Raw genomic sequence first — 17,325 nt, 5'->3', positions numbered from 1 at the left:
AAGCAGCGGCAACCGGCTTTGGCCAGGCACAATACGGCTACCGGGTGGGCAGACCACCATGGCGGTGGAACACTAACGGCGCGATGGCAACTGCCCGCCGAAGGACAGCGGGATTACTGGATAAGCTGCAGCTATAGCGATGCGGCGCTAACGATGGTTCACAAACTGCACTTGATAGCATGCGCCCGGGCGGCAAGTTTGCCCGCCCGGCGCAGTGCCACGCATCAGAACTTGTAGGTCGCGCCCACGAAGTAGCGGCGGCCGGACCAGGCCATCTCGTTGCGGCGCGAGGTTGAGCCGGAGTTCAGGTATTGCGCTTCATCCGAGAGGTTCTTCCCTTCAAACGAAATGGTCAGGTTGTCGTTCACGCGGTACTGGATCTTCGCGTCCAGGAAACCCACCGCCTCGCCGTACACCGGCAGCGACGCGTTGGCGTCCACCGAACCGGTGTAGTAGGCGTCGCGGTAGTTGTAGGCCAGGCGCGCGTTCCACTGGCCCAGGTCGTACCAGATGCCCACGTTGTAGCTGTTGCGCGACATGCCGGGATACGGCAGCACCGTGTTGTCCAGCGGGTTGAGCAGCTCCTTGCCGGGCGCGTAGGCGAACGACATGCGGGTGTAGTTGGCGTCCAGTCCCAGGCCGCCGAGCAGCCCCGGCAGCATGGTCAGCGCGGTGCGGCCGGCCAGCTCCCAGCCCTTGGTCACCGCGCCTTCGCTGTTGATGGAGGTCTTCAGGTCCCACAGCCGGCCGTCGCCGAACACGTCCTGGCCGGGCAGGATCACGTCGTTCTGGATGTAGCTGGCGATATCCTTGCGGAAGAAGGCCAGCGACAGCTGCGAATCGCGCGATGGATACCATTCCACGCTCAGGTCCTTGTTGGTGGCGCGGAAGGGCTTCAGGTTGACATTGCCGCCGGTGCAGTCGTCGGCGCTGCCGTCGCCGCCGAATTTCGACTGGCCGCTGTTGGCAATGCAGTTGACGGTCGGCGTCAGGCGGTCGATGAAGGGCCGCGACATCACCTTGCCCCAGCCCAGGCGCGCCACCAGCGTGTTGGGCACCAGCCAGCCCGCCAGGTTGAAGCTCGGCAGCGTGTCGCTGTACTTGTTCTTCACCGTGACGATCTCGTTGGCCAGCACGGTTTCCACGCGCGCGCCGGTGGTCGGGTTCGCCGAATAGGCGCGGTAGGAGCGCAAGCCGGTGGCCTGCGTTTCCGTGCCCGCGTAGCGCAGGCCGATATTGCCGTCGAAGGCCACGCCGAACAGTTCATGCTCGAAGTCCGCCCGCACATAAAAGGCCTTGATGCGTTCCTCCACCGCGAACTGCGGCGGCATCGGGTAGGTCTTGCCGTCGTTGCCGATGGACTCGCGCAGCAGGTCGTGGTTGTAGCGGCTCAGGTCGAAGAACTGGGCGGAGTTGGCGAAGCTGGGCGCCATCCAGCTGGACGGATAGCCGCTCAAGCCGTCGTAGCCGTTGAGGAAGCTGCCGGGCGTGTTGACCCGGATGGCGTCCACCAGGTTGGCCATCTGCGGCGCGGTCACGTAGCGCGTGGTGTTGTTGGCCGTGAGCCCGGCGCCCGGGATGGTGGCGCCGCCGCTGCGCAGCACGCCGCTGGTGTTGAGCGGATCGAAGATAATCTCGTGCACCACTTCCGGGCTGCGCACGATGATGTCGTCGGCCGTGCTGTCCGGATTGGCGCCGCCGCTGGCCAGGTAGCCGGTCCAGCGGTACTGCGCGGAGGTCGACTTGCGCCCCTGGCCGCCGAAGTGCAGCGTGGTCAGGAAGGGCATGTCGGGACGGTATTTCAGGTCCAGCTTGGCCTGGTCTTCGGTATTGTCCGTGAACGACGGCTGGTACTGCGAGCGGATGCGCGTGTAGCTGCTGCTCTTGCTCGGATCGAAGTTGGCCGGGAAGACGAATTTCGGCAAGCCCTGCTCGTCGAATTTCACCTGCAGGCCGGGGATGTTTGCGTCCAGCACGATGTTATTGGTGTGCAGTTCATAGAAGGACTTGGTCTTGGCCACCAGGCCTTCGGCCGACCAGGCGCCGCTCTTGTAGTTGAAGCCTCCGGAGCGGTAGTCGGAATTGATATTGAGCGCGAAGTCGCGCGCGGCCGTGTTGAAGTTGTAGGAAGCGCCCTCGCCCGGCACGTTGATGCAGTTGCCCGCGCTGAAGGACGTCATCACGTGGTTGGTGAAGGACATGCCCGGCGGCGTGACGCCGGTCGGCGGCTCGGCGCAGGACGCGGCCGGCGTGCTCAATGGCGCGCCGTTGGCGCCGTACACCGGCGCCACGCCGGACGTGGAGAAGCGCTTCACGGCGCCGAAATCGGTAACGTAGTTGCGGTCGTTGAGCTGCTGCTTCTGGTCGTTCTTGTTGTAGCGCGCCCACACGTTCAGCGCATTGCTCACCTTGTACTGCGCGGTCAGTTCGGCGCTGGAGCGCTCGTGGTCGCGGGTCCAGATGCCGTAGCGCGGCACGCCGGGCGAATAGTCGAACCACTGGCTGTCGCAGGCAGTCTTGTCTGCGCCGCTCAGGGCGGCACAGCCGTCCTTGGAACCGACTGCGGCGGCGCGCGGATTCAGGCTGGCGTTGGTCTTCTCCGGCGACTGGTCCCAGTCCCGGAAGTAGCGCCAGTTGCTGTTGCGGACGTAGTCGTTCTGGGTGTAGACCTTGTCGTACACCAGGTTGGCCATCAGCCCAAGGCGGCCGTCGAGGAATTTGTCGGCGAACAGCAGGCTGCCGCGCGGCTGCGCGCCGCCGCGGTTGGTGCTGTGCTCCCCTTCCAGCTTCAGCACCAGCGCGCGGGTCTTGAAGTCCAGCGGCATATTGGTCTTGATGCTGACGGTGCCGCCGATGCCGCCCTCGGTCTGGTCGGCGGTCACGCCCTTGAACACGTCAATGGACTTGATCAGCTCCGCCGGCAGCTCGCGCAGTTCCGCCCCCCGGCCGGCGGTGCCGTTGGTGCTCAGTACCGACAGCCCGTTGATCTCGATGCGGTTCAGGTTGGCCTCCACGCCACGGATGTTGACCTGCGAGCCTTCGCCGAAATCGCGCGAGAGCTGCACGCCGGTCACGCGCGACAGCGCCTCGCCCACGTTCTTGTCCGGGAATTCGCCGATATCTTCCGCGACGATGGAGTCGACCACCGTGCTGGCGTTCTTCTTGCGGTCGATGGCGCTGGCCACCGACTGGCGGGTGCCCGATACCACCACCACGCTGGTGCCGGCCGCCGGGGCGTCCTGCGCCCGGGCGGCCGGCGAAGCCGCCATGGCCAGTGCGGCAAATGAGGCCAGCGCGCCCGCGACGGCGGCGGCGCAGGCTGTGGGCTGGACGGAGTGACAGGAGTTGTTGACTAATGGCATGCGTAGGTCCCCTAATATTTTTTGTGGTGAGCTAGCAAGGTGAAATGCGCCTTGTGCGATCAATAATAGGCGCAAACATTTCACAGAATTCGTCAACAATTTGACTGTTTCCTGCCGACGGGCGCGCTTACTCCTTATTGCGCAGCGCCTGCGGCAATCCAATCATCACGATGAGCGCGCACAGCAGCGTCAGGCCCGCGATCGCGTACAGCGCCGGGGTGGTGCTGCCGCTGAGGTCCTTGATGCGCCCCACCATCACCGGGCTGACGATGCCGCCAAGTTGCCCCAGCGTATTGATCAGGGCAATGCCGCCGGCGGCGCCCGCGCCGGTCACCAGTTTCGGCGGCAGCGCCCAGAAGGCCGGGATGGCCGCCACCACGCCGGCGCCCATCACGCCCAGGGCCACGATCAGCAGCGCGGTGTTCTTGTCGAACCAGCCGGCGCTGACGAAGCCCAGCGCCGCCAGCACCAGCAAGCCCGCCACGAATTTGCGGCGCTCGCCGCTGGCGTCCGACATGCGGCCCACCAGCACCATGGTGACGGCGCCGCACACATACGGCACCGCCGTCAGCCAGCCGATGATGGCGGGGTTTTGCGTACCCGCACTGCGGATCAGGTGCGGGGCCCAGAAATTCAGGCCGTAGGAAGCGATCTGGATCAGGAAATAGACCAGGCCGAGTGTGAGGAAGCCCGGCGTCCTGATGGCGCCCAGCAGCGAGTGGCCGCCGTCCCTGGGCGACGTTTGCGCCACGCTGCCGCGCAGCAGCGCCTGTTCGTCGCGCGTCAGCCACTGCGCGTCCTCGATGCGGTCCTTGAGCTGGTTCAGCACCACCAGGCCCAGCGCCACGCACGGCACGCCGCCCAGCAGGAACAGCCAGTGCCAGCCGCGCATGCCCGCCATGCCTTCCATGTGCGCCAGGATCTGCCCGGAGACCGGGGCGCCGATCAGCCCTGCCAAGGCGGAGGCCAGGAACAGCAGCGAGGTGATGCGGCCCCGGAACGCGGCCGGAAACCACAGCGTGAGGTAGTACAGCACGCCGGGCGCGAAGCCGGCCTCCATGGCGCCGATCAGGAAGCGCAGCGCGTAGAACTGCCAGTCGCTGCGGACGAAGACCATGGCTGCCGTCGCCAGGCCCCAGGAGATCATGATGCGCGCGATCCAGCGCCGCGCGCCTACCTTGTACAGGAACATATTGCTGGGCACTTCAAACAGCACGTAGCCCACCACGAACAGGCTGGCGCCCAGGCCGTAGGCAGTATCGCTCAGCCCCAGGTCGCCCTGCAGCTGGAACTTCGCGAAGCTGATGTTGATGCGGTCGAAAAAGGCGAACAGGTAGCAGATCATAATCAGCGGCATGATGCGCCACGCCACCTTGCGCACGACGGCGTCCACACCGGGATTGGCGCTGGCGGCCGCCTGGGCAGCGGCCATTGCAGATTGATTGGCAATGCGATTGGACATGCGGGTCTCCTTGCCGGCCGCCTCGCAGGGGCCGGTCATTGATTTCGGGGCTGGGGGAAAGGGTTAGGCTGCCTGGCGCGCCAGGGCTTCCGGCAGCGGATGCAGGTCGCAGTTGCGGCCCGCCTTGGCCACCTGGCCCGGCACGCCGTGCCCCAGCAAGGCCGGCAGGCCGCGCGACAGGGCAATCAGCCGGGGCAAGTCGATGCCGGTGGCAATGCCCATCTCGGCGCACATATTGACCAGGTCTTCGGTGCAGATATTGCCCGACGCGCCGGGCGCGAACGGGCAGCCGCCCAGGCCGCCCAAGGCGGCGTCGAAGCGCAGCGCGCCCGCCTCATAGGCCGCCAGCACGTTGACCAGGCCCAGGCCGCGCGTGTTATGGAAGTGCAGCGTCAGCACGGACGTTGGCAGCCGCGCGCGCACGCGGCGCACCAGCCGGGCCACCTGGCGCGGCTGCGCCATGCCCGTGGTGTCGGCCAGGGTGATGCCGGCGATGCCCAGCTCAAGGTACTGGTCCACCAGCGCCAGCACGCGGTCCTCTGCTACTGCGCCCTCGAAAGGACAGCCGAACGCGGTGGCCACCGTACCGTTCAGCAGCACGCCGCTGTCGCGCGCGTGGGCGCAGATTTCGGCGAAGCCCGCCAGCGACTGTTCGCAATCCATGCGCATATTGGCCCGGTTGTGCGCCTGGCTGGCGGACATCACCAGGTTGAGCTCATCGGCGCCGACCAGGATGGCGCGCTGCGCGCCCTTCAGGTTGGGCACCAGCGCCGCGTAGATCACGCCGGGCTGGCGCCGCATGCGCCGGAACACCTCGTCGCCGTCGCGCAGCGCGGGTATGGCCTTGGGCGACACGAAGGAGCCCGCCTCGATGCGCGTGAAGCCCGCCTCGGACAGCGCGTCGATCAGCGCTACCTTGTCCTGCGTCGGCACCCAGGCCGGCTCGATCTGCAAGCCGTCGCGCGGGGACACTTCCTGGATCACCATGTATTCGCCCTTCATTGCACCACCCCCTCGTCCTTCATGCGTTGGATGTCCGCCGCCGCCATGCCCAGTTCCGCCAGCACGGCCGCCGTGTGCTCGCCCAGCGCCGGGCCTTGCCAGCGCACTTCGCCCGGCGTGTCCGACAGCTTGGGCACGATGCCCGGCATCTTCACCCGCGTGCCGCCGGGCAGTTCCGCGTTCAGGATCATGCCGCGCGCCCGGTAGTGCGGGTCCGCCACGATGTCCGCCGCCGAGTAGATGCGGCCGGCGGGAACGCCGGTTTCCTCCAGCGCCGCCAGCACGTCGGCGATGTTGTTGGCCGAGGTCCAGCCCGCGATGGCCGCGTCCAGCAGCGCCGATTGCGCGGCGCGCCCGTCGTTGTGCGCGAAGGCCGGATCGCCGGCCAGGTCGGGCCGGCCGATCACCTGCATCAGGCGCTTGAAAATGGGATTGCTGTTGCCGGCGATGACCACGTAGGCGCCGTCGCGCGTCGGGTAGGTGTTGGAAGGCGCGATGCCGGGCAAGGCGCCGCCGCTGCGCTCGCGCACGTGGCCCAGCAGGTCATACTCGGGCACCAGGCTTTCCATCAGATTGAACACGCTCTCCACCAGCGACACGTCCACCACCTGCCCCTCGCCCTGCCCGGTCTTCACGCGCAGCACGGACATCAGCGCGCCCATCACCGCGTGCAGCGAGGCCAGCGAATCACCCAGGCTCACGCCCGCGCGGGCCGGCACGCCATCCGCTTCGCCGGTGGTGTAGCGGATGCCGCCCATGGCTTCGCCGATGGCGCCGAAGCCCGGCCTGTCCTTGTACGGGCCGGTCTGGCCGTAGCCCGAGATGCGTACCATGGTCAACCCGGGATTGAGCGCATGCAGTACATCCCAGCCCAGGCCCAGCTTCTCCAGCGCGCCCGGCTTGAGGTTCTCGATCAGCACGTCCGCCCCGGCGGCCAGGCGCTTGACGATGGCGATGCCCTCTTCCGACTTGAGGTTGATGGAGATGGATTTCTTGTTGCGCGACTGCAGATACCACCAGAGCGACGTGCCCTCATGCAGCTTGCGCCATTTGCGGATAGGATCGCCGTCCCCCGGCGCCTCGATCTTAATCACCTCGGCGCCGAATTCGGCCATCATGCGCGCCGCGAACGGCGCGGCGATCAGGGTGCCGATCTCGATCACCTTGATGCCTGTGAGTGGTCCACTCATATTTGTCTCCTCCTGATGAATGAAGGTCAGGATAGAGAACGGCGGCGGCAGCGTCCAACCGTAAGAATGCAAGCTGCGTTCGCGAAACGCGAACGCTCAGAGGGGAGAGCCTTAGCCGGCGGCGCGCGCCTCCGCGCCGCGCAGGTGGTCGAACAGCGCCTGCGTCACCGGCGACAGCGACAAGGGATCGCGCACGATAATCTTCAGTTCGCGCGGCGCCCACTCGTCCGCCAGCTCCACGGCCACCAGCCCGAGCGGGCGGCCGATGGCCTGGAACACCTCGAACGGGATCACGCCGAGCCCCATGCCCACCTGCGCCATGCGGCATACCGCGTCGAAGCCCGGCACCTGGATGCGCACCTGCAGCGCACGCCCCGCCTCGCGCGCTGCCAGGTGCATGCGCGAGTTGATGGAGCTGTTCACGTGCAGGCCCACGTGGTCGCACGCCAGCGTATCGGCGAAGGCTACCCGGCCGCGCTGCGCCAGCGCATGGTCGGCACGCATCACCAGCACCAGCCGGTCGCGCCGGTACAGCTGCGCGTGCAGCGCGCGCGTGTCCACGTCGCCGGAACAGATGCCGATGTCGGCCCAGCTATCCTCCACGCCGCGCACCACGCCTTCGCTGGGCCGCTCCTCCAGGTCCAGCTTCACCTGTCCGTGCAGCTGCAGGAAGGCCCGCAAGTCCTCCGGCAGGAATTCCACGATGGCCGACAGGTTGGCCACCATGCGCACATAGCCGCGCACCCCCTGGGCATGCTCGGCAAGCTCCACGCCGATCTTCTCCACGCTCAGCAGCATGCGGCGCGCATGGGTCAGCAGGGTATGGCCGGCCGGGGTCAGTTCCATGCCGCGCGCCTTGCGGGCGAACAGCGCCACGCCGATGGCCTGCTCCAGGTCCACCAGCCGCTTGCTGGCCGCCGATACCGCGATCGCCTCGCGTTCGGCGGCGCGCGTGAGCGTGCCCTCCTCCTGCACCGCCAGGAACAGCTGCAAGGTGGTCAGGTCCAGTTTGCGCAGGAGATTATTGATAGCCATGCCGCGCACTTTAACAGGAGTGCCCAAAGCGTCAAAGATTCGCTACACTGTCATATCAACTTAGCAAGGAGCAAGCATGGCAAGCGAAATCGCTTTGGATACCCGGCTGGAATCGGCCAAGAACACCGCCTGGTGGCTCTACCTGCTGCACGGCGTGGCTTTCGTGTTCTCCATGGGCACCCTGTCGCTGTTAGTGCTCATCATCAATTACGTACAGCGCCCCTCCACGGAAGGCACTTTCGTCTACAGCCACCACAGCTGGCAGATCCGCACCTTCTGGTGGTATCTGGTGTGGTTCGTGGTCGGGATCATCTTCGCGGCAACCTTCATCGGCCTGGTGGTCGCCGTGCCGATCTGGGTCGTGGCATGGCTGTGGTCCGCCTACCGCCTGGTGCGCGGCATCAAGGACTTGAACGACAACCGCCCGATGCCGGATTGAGATGACGGTCGCCCGGCAGATTCTGGAGCACAACCGGCAGTTCCGGGAAACCAACAGCACCGACCTGGTGACCAAGATCGCCCGGATGAAGGAAGACGTCTTCCCCTTCTTCCGCGCCACCGCGCACCTGTACTACGCCGATATGGCGGCCCTGCCGCCCTCGCCGTACACCAATGCGCAGACCGGACGCTGCTGGCTGGCCGGGGACGTACACCTGGCAAATTTCGGGGCCATGCGCGATGCCGCGGGGGCCGAAGTCTTCGCCCTCAGCGATTTCGACGAAGCCTACGTCGGCCAGTACCTGTGGGACGTGCAGCGCCTGGCGGCGAGCCTGCTGCTCGCCAGCTACGCCAGCGATATCGAACCGGCGGAACGCCGCCCCGCCATCGCCGCCATGGCCACCGGCTATCTCGACTGCCTGGCCGGATTCGAAGCCGGCGGCGACGGGCCGGCATTCCGCCTCACGGCCGACAACACCAGCGGCCTGGTGCAAAAAGCCATCAAGAAGGCCGCCAAGGCGGACCGCAAGGAGTTCCTGGCCAAGTTCAAAGGTCCGGACACGCGGCCGGTGGCGGACGCCGTCCGCGACGCGGTGACCGCAGCCATGCCGGACTACGTGAGCCGCATCGCCCCCGCCCACCGCAAGGCGGTCGCTTATTACCAGGTGCTGGACGTGCGCCAGCGCCTGGGCGCGGGCATGGGTAGCCTGGGCAAGCTGCGCTACTACGCGCTGCTGCACGGCACGGACGACGGCAAGGTGGTGCTCGAACTGAAGCAGGCGGTTCCGAGCGCAGTGGAGGTTGCCAATCCCGGCGCGCTGCCGTCCGCGTCCTATGGCGGCCACGAAGGCCAGCGCATCGCCCGCGCCCAGCGCGCCATGCAGCATGACGCCGACGTGTTGACCGGCTACGCCACCATCGCCGGCATGCCTTTCCACGTGCACGAAAAAGCGCCCACGGACAAGGACTTCAAGTACGACGGCATTGCCAGCGCTGCGGAGCTCAACAAGGCTGCGGCCATCCTCGGCATGGCGCTCGCGTCCGCCCATGCGTGGGCCGATCGGGACCACGGCGCGCAGCTGGTCAACGTCGGCATCGGCAAGGCGGTGAGCGACGCCGTCACCAGCCGCAGCGGCTTTATCGCCGAGCTGACCCGCTTTGCCGACAGCTACGCCGCCAAAGTGCGGCAGGACTGGCAGGCCTTCAAGGAAGCGCTGGAACGGGGTGAGCCCATGTACTGAACCGTAGATTGATCTCGGTCTACACGCACCCGCCCGGTGCGTTCTACCATGGAAGTTCTCGTGGAACCGGGAGGCGACATGAAACACGCAGCCGCACTGCTCTGCGCCACGCTGGCGGCCGGCGGCGCGCACGCACAACAGGAAGTCATCGTGTGCCCGCCCGCCATACTCGCCTCCACCACGGTGACCACGGCCGACGGCTGGGAACCGGTGGGCGGCGCCGCAGAATACAAGCTGGAACACGCCCAGCTGTTCTCCGGCCATCCCAGCGACGAGGTACAGGTCACCCCCGACGAGAGCGCCAAGGGCAAGAGCCTGATCGCGCAATGGCGCATCAGGCACGAGCAAGCTCCCGAGTTCTGGATCGGCTGCGCGTACCGCCACACCACTGTGGTCCTGGCCCGCAAGCTCGACACCCGCCTGTCCCGCTGCATCGCCCGCTACGACCAGACCGACGGCCCGCCGCCGGGGCATTTGCAGTCGCTCACGTGCTCCTAAGGCCTGCTCCCACTCGTATAGCCTCGAATCGGCTCAGCCGTACAGCGTCAGTCTTCTATCGCCGCCAGGCCTTGGCGCATTTTTTCTTTGAGGCCATTGAGCATTTGCTGGAGCACCTCCGGCGGGTGCCCTGCCCAGTCCTCCACTTTACCGACGATTCTCACGGGGTGGCGTGTGCGGTAGGACTGCGTGGGGTTGCCGGGGAAGCGCTTGTTTGTGAGGTTGGGATCGTCTTCGAAGGGGCCAGTGGGCTCCACGATGTAGATGTAACCGCGGTCTGCGCTTCCGGCGAGTGAAGTGGCCAGTTCCGCGCCCCAGACCGCCGGCTCCATCAAGGCGGAGAAGTAGACATTGTTCGAGATCCGCCCCTCTTCGAAATTGGACGCGAAACCCGGCACCAGCAGGTCGCCGATGTCGAGCCGGTATTTGGTGCCGTGGTAGAACGGCCCTTTTACGTTGCCGCAGCTTTCATGCGTGACCGGGGTCCAGTCTGGATTGCTCATCGTGCGCTCTCCTGCAGTTAAGTTTGCGCCGGTGCCGGCAGCACGGCCGTGGCCCACGGCGCGAGCAGTTGCCAACCCAGCCCGGTGTAAAGGCTGCGGCCTTCTTCCGTGGCCACCAGCAGGCGCTCTGTCACGTTGGCCTGCCTGGCTAGCGCATCCAGCGCCTGCATGACGACCGTTCCCAAGCCCAGGCGCCGATGCGATTCGGAGGTGACGATCTGGTCGAATACCCCGGTGCCCCGATCCAGCGTGATACGGCCGGAAGCAGCCAGCTCGCCGTTCGCGTGTAACACCCGCACGAGCCTGGCGCCATGCTCAGCGGACGTTTCGACGGTATATCCTGCCGGGAGCGCCGCTTGCCTGGACATCGAGGCAGGCCCCTGCATCAAATAGCCCGGCGTTTCCACCGTCCAGCGCGCAGGCAGCGCGGCGCGCAGTACAGCCGGATCGACCGGCGCCTTCAGGTAGATGTGCGGAGCATGAATCCGGTCGGCACACGCCTGCAAGGCCTGGCCGGCGTCCAGAAACACATAACGGCGCAATTGCAGCGGCATGCCGACTTCAACGCGCAAGCCTCCGTTTTCCTTCACTGGCGGCGGCACACCGCGCGACAAGCTCCATCCCGTCAACCAGCGTTCCAGCAGGGGCAAATCCATCTCGGACATTTCCATTGGCGATTCCTCAAAAATGCATGCGTGCAAGCGTAGCATTTTCCACAATTCCGCGCAGGCGCCGTTCCGATCATTCCAGAGCCGCATGCCCGGGTGCAGGACGCTGCTGGCCTGGCCGCGCGCCCCGTAAAAGCGCGCACCGTTCCCTAGAAGAGTTCATCCAGCTGTTCGAAGAACTCCCGTTTCGCGGGGGCGTCCGGGATGCCCAGGCCAAGGAGCAGCTGCGCCGCCGCCTCGTCGGATACGTCTTCCCGCAGGTTGCGGTGCGCGAAGGCGATGTCCATCCAGCGGTCTGCCAGCCCGCCCCGGCCGAAGTCGATGAAGTGCAGCTGGTCGTGCTTGTCGACGAAAACGTTGCTGTCGCCAAGGTCGCCATGGGCGAAGACCAGGTCTTCCTGCGGCACCGTCGCGTGCAGGCGCGCGACCAGATCCTGCGGTGTGGCGAGGCCCGGCCACGGTTCAAGATCATAGTCCTCGTCGATGAGTCCTTTGCCGAGCAGGTAGTCCAGTTCACGCAGGCGCAGGTGGGCGCCGGCGTCGAACGGGCAGTCGGTGGCCGGCACCGACTGGACCTGGCGCAGCGCTTCCCGGAACAGCTCCACCACCGGCTGGCCGGCGTCGATGCGCGCGGACAGCGGCACGCCCGGTACGGCCCGCATGATCATGTATTCGTGGCTGTCGCTGCTGTCGGTGAGCACCACTTCGGGCACGTTCAGGCGCCCTGACAGCCAGCGCAGGATGGCGGCTTCGCGCTGCACGCTATACGTGGTGGGCGCATACACGGCCGGGGAGGCCTTCAGGAAGAACAGCTCATTCCCCCGCTTGAAGCTGTGAACCTGGCAGGGCGATTCGCCTATCTTGTCGCGCCGCAGGACAGCGTTCCCGATGAAACCGGCAATGGCAGGCGGACGCATACGCTTACAACTTACCGAGCGCTTGCGCGATGTCGGCGATCAGATCGTCCGCATCTTCCAGGCCGATGTTGAAGCGCACCAGTATCCCTTTGCCGTGCGTCCAGCCCTGGCGCATGGCCTGGATGCGGTACGGCACGGCGAGGCTGTTGGCGCCGCCCCAGCTGTAGCCGATGCCGAACAGTTTCAGCTCGTCGACGAAGCGGTCGGTCTGCTCTTCGGTGTAGCGCTCGTCGAACAGCACCGAAAACAGGCCGCCCGCACCGGTGAAATCGCGCTTCCAGATGTCGTGGCCGGGGCAGTCATCGAAGGCCGGGTGCAGCACCTTGGTGATTTCCGGCCGGGTCTTGAGCCAGGCGGCCACTTTGCGCGCGCCCTGGTCATGCGCTTCGAAGCGCAGCTTCATGGTCGGCAGCCCGCGCAGCACAAGATAGGTGTCGTCCGCGCCCACGCCCATGCCGAGCCGCATGTGCGCCTGCGAGATGCGGTCGTGCACGGCGCGGTCGCGTGTGATCACGGCGCCCATCAGCACATCCGAGCCGCCGGACTGGTACTTGGTCAGCGCCTGCATCACCACGTCCACGCCCAGTTCGAAGCCGCGCAGCGCCAGCCCTGCGGCCCAGGTGTTATCCAGCGCCACCAGCGCGCCCTTCTCGTGCGCGGCCTTGGAGATGGCCGGCAGGTCCGGCACTTCCATGGAGACCGAACCGGGCGCCTCGGTCCACACCAGCCGGGTGTTCGGCTGGATCAGCGCGGCGATGCCTGCGCCGATCAGCGGATCGTAGTAGCGCGCGCTGACGCCGAAATCGGCCAGCCAGCGCCCCAGCTCGCGGTTCGGGTTGTAGACGTTATCGGGCAGCAGCACATCGTCGCCGCTTTTCAGCAGCGCGAAGTCCACCATGGCGATGGCCGCCAGGCCGCTCGGCGCCAGCAGGCAGTGCAAGCCGCCCTCGATCTCGGCCAGGCGCGCCTCCAGCGTGAAGGTGGTGGGCGTGCCATGCAGGCCGTAGGTATAGGCGTTCTTCTCTTTCCACTCGCCCGAGCGCAGCGCCGCCACGTTCTTGAACAGCACCGTGGAGGCATGGTGGATGGCGGTCGGGAAGGCAGCAAAGCCGGACGGCGCTTCGTAGTCGGTGTGGATCAGGGCAGTCTGTTGGGCTATTTTGGTATTCATCCTGCAATTATAAACACATGCCATGCTAAAAGCCGCAGACCGATACGCGCTGATCTCTCATGTGCGGACGCCATCGAGCAGCGCTTGCAGGCGCACCCGGTCGGACGCCAGGATGCGCCGGACGTCCGCCCCGTCGCGGCGCCCCTGCCGCTGGCCGTAAGCGGTTGCGCCAAACAACGGTTCCAGCGCCGCGCTGCGCTTTTCGCCGACCTGGCCCGACAGCCACGCAGCTGGATCGATATCAAAATACGGATAGACCGCCCGCGACTCCCGATGCAGCGCGACGGCTCGCAGCTCGGTCAGCCGCAGGATATCGGCCACGTCGGCATCGAAGGTGATGATGTGCGGCAGGTAAAAGTCGAGGCCGTCCACCGGGTCAGCGCCGGCGAGCATGTCCAGTGCCCTTGGCAGGAACAGGTCCCAAGCGCAGTTTCGCAACAGAGCGAAAGGATCAGCGCCGTTGCGCACACCCTTCAACTTTTGCGACAGGCGGGATTGGGGGGCCGTGCCGAGTATATCCGCGCACACAATGAGCTCGCGCGTCATGATGGTCGAGAGCTCTTCGTGCATAAACCTGATCAGCTCATTCAATTTGTGCTGCGGCGATTTGCGCGACGAATATTCGAGGAACTTGGCGCGCGTAAGGACTGCTTCAATCAACTCGACAATCTCATTAATTTCGCACCCCAGGCCGCTATCGAGCTGCCGCTGGAAATCGGCCAGGTAGGCATCCGCCACAGCCTCCGCCTCCTGCCGCTGCGCCGCCCGGAACTGCCGGCCCCAAGCCAGGTCGGGCAGCGTCCGCGCCAGTCCCAGCGCGTGGTTGGCCGCAAACGCCTGGCGGCATCGCTCGATGGTTTTACCCGTCCAGTGACGCTGAGATTCCCATAGGTACAGAAAAGGATTGGCCGTGACGCCCAACCCTACGAACTCCCCCAGCATGCGCCCCTTTGCCAGCAGTTCGGGCGCCGGCTGTTCATGGTAAGCAATCGACCGGATCACGCTGGCAGCATTTGAGTCCAGATACGTGCCGGCCCCGCAAAAGAAGGCCGCCGCCTGGCGACGCTGAGCGACATCCGCATCGATCAGCCACAAGGAGGTGCCGCGAAAAAGCGATGACGCGCAGCCTTCAACGGGGAATTTGCATCGCCGGGTCTGCAGCCTGCTTGCGGCGCTGTCGTCCGCATAGACTACGCGCCAGTCACTCAGCCGCGTCAGATGCCGTTTGAATGCCTCGGCGGCCTGTACACGATCGTCAGCCATAGCGACGTCGTGGAGCGCTTGCGCAGTTTCAAAATCCATGGTCATCCCCCAATCAGCCATCGATACAACAGCATACCGGTAAAAAGCCCTTCACCTTTGCGGAAGACCAACATTGGACCTCGACGAAAGGGAGGGCGTGTCGTCCTTTTTTCGGTTTTTACTAAAACCTGCTACCCACTACTAAACCGCGATATTCATCGATATTTCGCAGGTTTTTCCGCTAAGCGGGAACTGAACAGTACTAAACGCGTCTAACGAATATGGGCGGCAAAAATCAAGTGCCGCTTAGTGTTCCGCATCGCAATTTTAGTAAGCAATAGCGCGCTGTAGTAAGGCTTAGCAGGAGTTAGCAGCGCTTAGTAAAACCCATTTTTAGGAGGTCCCCCATGTCCACCCCTACAATGCCGGTCTTCGTCCCTGTCAAGATGCTTGAAGCGCTGGGTAAATTTACCGGCAACTGGTGGTCCGATACGTATGCCATGGAACCCTTCATCCTTGAGGCCATTGACAACTACATCAGTGCGCCGGCAGCCCAGCAGCAACAGCAGCCGGCTGCGCCATCCGAGGCGGGCTATCAATGGAAGCAGGTCTTTCTTCCTGAAGGCACCAGGCTGCGCGCCAGCTTCGGCAAGCAGCCCTACTACGCCACGGTGGAGGGGGCGCAAATCAAGTACGGCGAGCACGCCGTGTCGCCGTCATGCTTTGCGAATCTGCACGGCAGCGGCAATCGCAATGCCTGGAAAGCCATCTGGCTGCGCTTCCCCGGCAGTGACGAATGGCTGCTCGCCGATGTCTGCCGGTCCGCCCGGAAAGCGGCCATCGCGCGTTTGCTCGGCGACCCGGTGCAGGCCGATCGCCCGCTGCAGGAAAAAGAGAATCTGCCGCAGACGCGCCAGCCGGCCACCCGCCCCGCTGACGGCCTGAGTGCCGAAAGCGTGCGACGGCCGCACACCCAGCATGCCGGCAGCCTGCCGCGCAGCGCGGCAGCGAAAAAAGGCACGGATAAGAAGCGCAGCTCGGGACGCGGTAGCCGCCGCAAGCGCCGCGCTGCGAAACAGCATCCCAAAACTCCGCAATGAGCCAAAAAAAATGGGCCGCGTCTGCGGCCCGTCTTCATGTGGCGTTGCGCCGCGACAGCTGGTGACCGTCAGGCGTCGCCCCACAGGTCGTGCGCGTCCGCGCGGGTGATTTCCACGTCGAAGAACTCGCCCACTTTCAGCTTTTTGTGCGGCTCGTACGGCTTTTTCACATAGACCACGCCGTCGATCTCCGGCGCATCCGCTGCGGAACGGCCGACTGCGCCGCTCGGGGTCAACTCGTCGATCAGCACGCGCACGGTCTTGCCGACCTTGGCCTGCAGGCGCTTGCGCGAAATTTCCTCTTGCAGCAGCATCACGCGGCCGCGGCGCTCTTCGCGCACTTCTTCCGGCACCGGGTTGGCGATCTCGTTCGCGGTGGCGCCTTCCACCGGCGAGTAGGCGAAGCAGCCCAGGCGGTCGATCTGCGCTTCCTTCAGGAAGTCCAGCAGGTATTCGAATTCGGCCTCGGTCTCGCCGGGGAAGCCGGCGATGAAGGTGGAGCGGATGGTCAGCTCGGGGTTCATGGCGCGCCAGCCCAGGATGCGGTCCAGGTTCTTTTCGCCGCTGGCCGGACGCTTCATGCGCTTCAGCACTTCAGGGTGCGCGTGCTGCATCGGGATGTCCAGGTAAGGCAGCACGTGGCCGCCGCTCATCAGCGGGATGATCTGGTCGACGTGCGGGTACGGGTACACATAGTGCAGGCGGATCCAGGCGCCGTACGACTTGGCCAGTTCGCCCAGCGCTTCGGTCAGCTGCGTCATGTGGGTCTTGATCGGACGGCCGTTCCAGAAGCCGGAGCGGAACTTCACGTCCACGCCGTAGGCCGAGGTGTCCTGCGAAATGACCAGCAGTTCCTTCACGCCGGACTTGAACAGGTTCTCCGCTTCCAGCATCAGTTCCGCGATGGGACGGGACACCAGGTCGCCGCGCATGGACGGGATGATGCAGAAGCTGCAGCGGTGGTTGCAGCCTTCGGAAATTTTCAGGTAGGCGTAATGCTTCGGCGTGAGCTTGACTCCCTGCGGCGGCAGCAGGTCGATGAAGGGCTCGTGCGGCTTCGGCAGGTGGTGGTGGACCGAGGCCATCACTTCACCCAGCGCGTGCGGACCGGTCACGGCCAGCACCTTGGGGTGGATGGTCTTGATCATGTCGTTGCCGTCGCTGTCCTTCTTGGCGCCCAGGCAGCCGGTGACGATCACCTTGCCGTTTTCGGCCAGCGCTTCGCCGATGGCGTCCAGCGACTCCTGCACGGCCGCGTCGATGAAGCCGCAGGTGTTGACGATCACCAGGTCGGCGCCGTCGTAGGACTTGGCAGTCTCGTAACCCTCGGCGCGCAGCTGGGTCAGGATCTGTTCGGAGTCAACCAGCGCCTTGGGGCAGCCGAGCGAAACGAATCCGACCTTGGGAGCGGTGCCGGTGGGTGCCGCTGCGGTTGCAGCCTTGGGAATACGGGAGATTTCTTGCATGGTAATAGAAGAGCAATCAAAGTTCAGACC

The 17,325-nt window shown here is 65.4% G+C and carries 15 protein-coding genes; 4 read left to right on the top strand and 11 right to left on the bottom strand.

Annotated features, from left to right (window positions below):
- Positions 1–224 precede the first annotated feature (224 nt).
- The 5 genes from ASC94_RS00560 to ASC94_RS00540 form a co-directional block, all read right to left on the bottom strand.
- Entirely contained in the window at positions 225–3,362 is a 3,138-nt protein-coding gene (locus ASC94_RS00560) for a TonB-dependent receptor (RefSeq protein WP_056389209.1), read from the bottom strand.
- Between the two features lie 127 nt (positions 3,363–3,489).
- Complete coding sequence (locus ASC94_RS00555; RefSeq protein WP_056391947.1) at positions 3,490–4,794, bottom strand: MFS transporter; 1,305 nt, start codon at positions 4,792–4,794, stop codon at positions 3,490–3,492.
- A gap of 93 nt (positions 4,795–4,887) precedes the next feature.
- Entirely contained in the window at positions 4,888–5,826 is a 939-nt protein-coding gene (locus ASC94_RS00550; protein ID WP_056389206.1) for a hydroxymethylglutaryl-CoA lyase, read from the bottom strand.
- Positions 5,823–7,016 carry a CaiB/BaiF CoA-transferase family protein gene (locus tag ASC94_RS00545; RefSeq protein WP_056389203.1) on the bottom strand — a complete coding sequence of 398 codons (1,194 nt, stop codon included), beginning with the start codon at positions 7,014–7,016 and terminating at the stop codon, positions 5,823–5,825. The genes ASC94_RS00550 and ASC94_RS00545 overlap by 4 nt, the downstream gene beginning before the upstream one ends.
- Before the next feature lie 111 nt (positions 7,017–7,127).
- Positions 7,128–8,051 carry a LysR substrate-binding domain-containing protein gene (locus ASC94_RS00540; protein ID WP_056389200.1) on the bottom strand — a complete coding sequence of 308 codons (924 nt, stop codon included), beginning with the start codon at positions 8,049–8,051 and terminating at the stop codon, positions 7,128–7,130.
- A gap of 76 nt (positions 8,052–8,127) precedes the next feature.
- Here ASC94_RS00540 and ASC94_RS00535 point away from each other — a divergent pair, with 76 nt between their 5' ends.
- The 3 genes from ASC94_RS00535 (at position 8,128) to ASC94_RS00525 (ending at position 10,228) form a co-directional block, all read left to right on the top strand.
- Complete coding sequence (locus ASC94_RS00535; protein ID WP_056389198.1) at positions 8,128–8,490, top strand: hypothetical protein; 363 nt, start codon at positions 8,128–8,130, stop codon at positions 8,488–8,490.
- A gap of 1 nt (position 8,491) precedes the next feature.
- On the top strand, positions 8,492–9,730 hold the full coding sequence (locus ASC94_RS00530; RefSeq protein ID WP_056389194.1) for a DUF2252 domain-containing protein: 1,239 nt from the start codon (positions 8,492–8,494) through the stop codon (positions 9,728–9,730).
- Positions 9,731–9,808: 78 nt separating this feature from the next.
- On the top strand, positions 9,809–10,228 hold the full coding sequence (locus ASC94_RS00525) for an STY0301 family protein (RefSeq protein ID WP_056389190.1): 420 nt from the start codon (positions 9,809–9,811) through the stop codon (positions 10,226–10,228).
- Positions 10,229–10,275: 47 nt separating this feature from the next.
- Here the strand turns inward: ASC94_RS00525 and arr are convergent, their stop codons facing one another.
- The 5 genes from arr to ASC94_RS00500 all read right to left on the bottom strand — a co-directional run bounded on the left by arr (position 10,276) and on the right by ASC94_RS00500 (position 14,789).
- The gene (gene arr / locus ASC94_RS00520; RefSeq protein WP_056389185.1) at positions 10,276–10,731 is read right to left on the bottom strand and encodes an NAD(+)--rifampin ADP-ribosyltransferase; all 456 of its coding nucleotides are present in this window, start codon (positions 10,729–10,731) and stop codon (positions 10,276–10,278) included.
- A 17-nt stretch (positions 10,732–10,748) separates the two neighbouring features.
- Entirely contained in the window at positions 10,749–11,402 is a 654-nt protein-coding gene (locus ASC94_RS00515; protein WP_056389182.1) for a GNAT family N-acetyltransferase, read from the bottom strand.
- 146 nt (positions 11,403–11,548) lie between these two features.
- The gene (locus ASC94_RS00510; protein ID WP_056389179.1) at positions 11,549–12,316 is read right to left on the bottom strand and encodes an APH(3') family aminoglycoside O-phosphotransferase; all 768 of its coding nucleotides are present in this window, start codon (positions 12,314–12,316) and stop codon (positions 11,549–11,551) included.
- A gap of 4 nt (positions 12,317–12,320) precedes the next feature.
- Positions 12,321–13,487, bottom strand: coding sequence for a cystathionine beta-lyase (locus tag ASC94_RS00505; RefSeq protein ID WP_056389177.1), 1,167 nt, complete (start codon positions 13,485–13,487; stop codon positions 12,321–12,323).
- Between the two features lie 57 nt (positions 13,488–13,544).
- Complete coding sequence (locus ASC94_RS00500) at positions 13,545–14,789, bottom strand: hypothetical protein (RefSeq protein WP_157201227.1); 1,245 nt, start codon at positions 14,787–14,789, stop codon at positions 13,545–13,547.
- Positions 14,790–15,151: 362 nt separating this feature from the next.
- Here ASC94_RS00500 and ASC94_RS00495 point away from each other — a divergent pair, with 362 nt between their 5' ends.
- Positions 15,152–15,829 (top strand): hypothetical protein, encoded by a 678-nt coding sequence (locus ASC94_RS00495; RefSeq protein ID WP_056389171.1) that lies wholly within the window; start codon positions 15,152–15,154, stop codon positions 15,827–15,829.
- Between the two features lie 68 nt (positions 15,830–15,897).
- Here ASC94_RS00495 and rimO read toward each other — a convergent pair whose 3' ends face one another.
- Positions 15,898–17,295 (bottom strand): 30S ribosomal protein S12 methylthiotransferase RimO, encoded by a 1,398-nt coding sequence (rimO, locus tag ASC94_RS00490; RefSeq protein ID WP_056389167.1) that lies wholly within the window; start codon positions 17,293–17,295, stop codon positions 15,898–15,900.
- Between the last annotated feature and the right edge of the window lie 30 nt (positions 17,296–17,325).

Source organism: Massilia sp. Root418 (assembly GCF_001425265.1).
GTDB lineage: Bacteria > Pseudomonadota > Gammaproteobacteria > Burkholderiales > Burkholderiaceae_D > Rugamonas.
The sequence above is the reverse complement of the archived record's forward strand: the minus strand, read 5'-3'. Positions and strand labels throughout refer to the sequence as shown.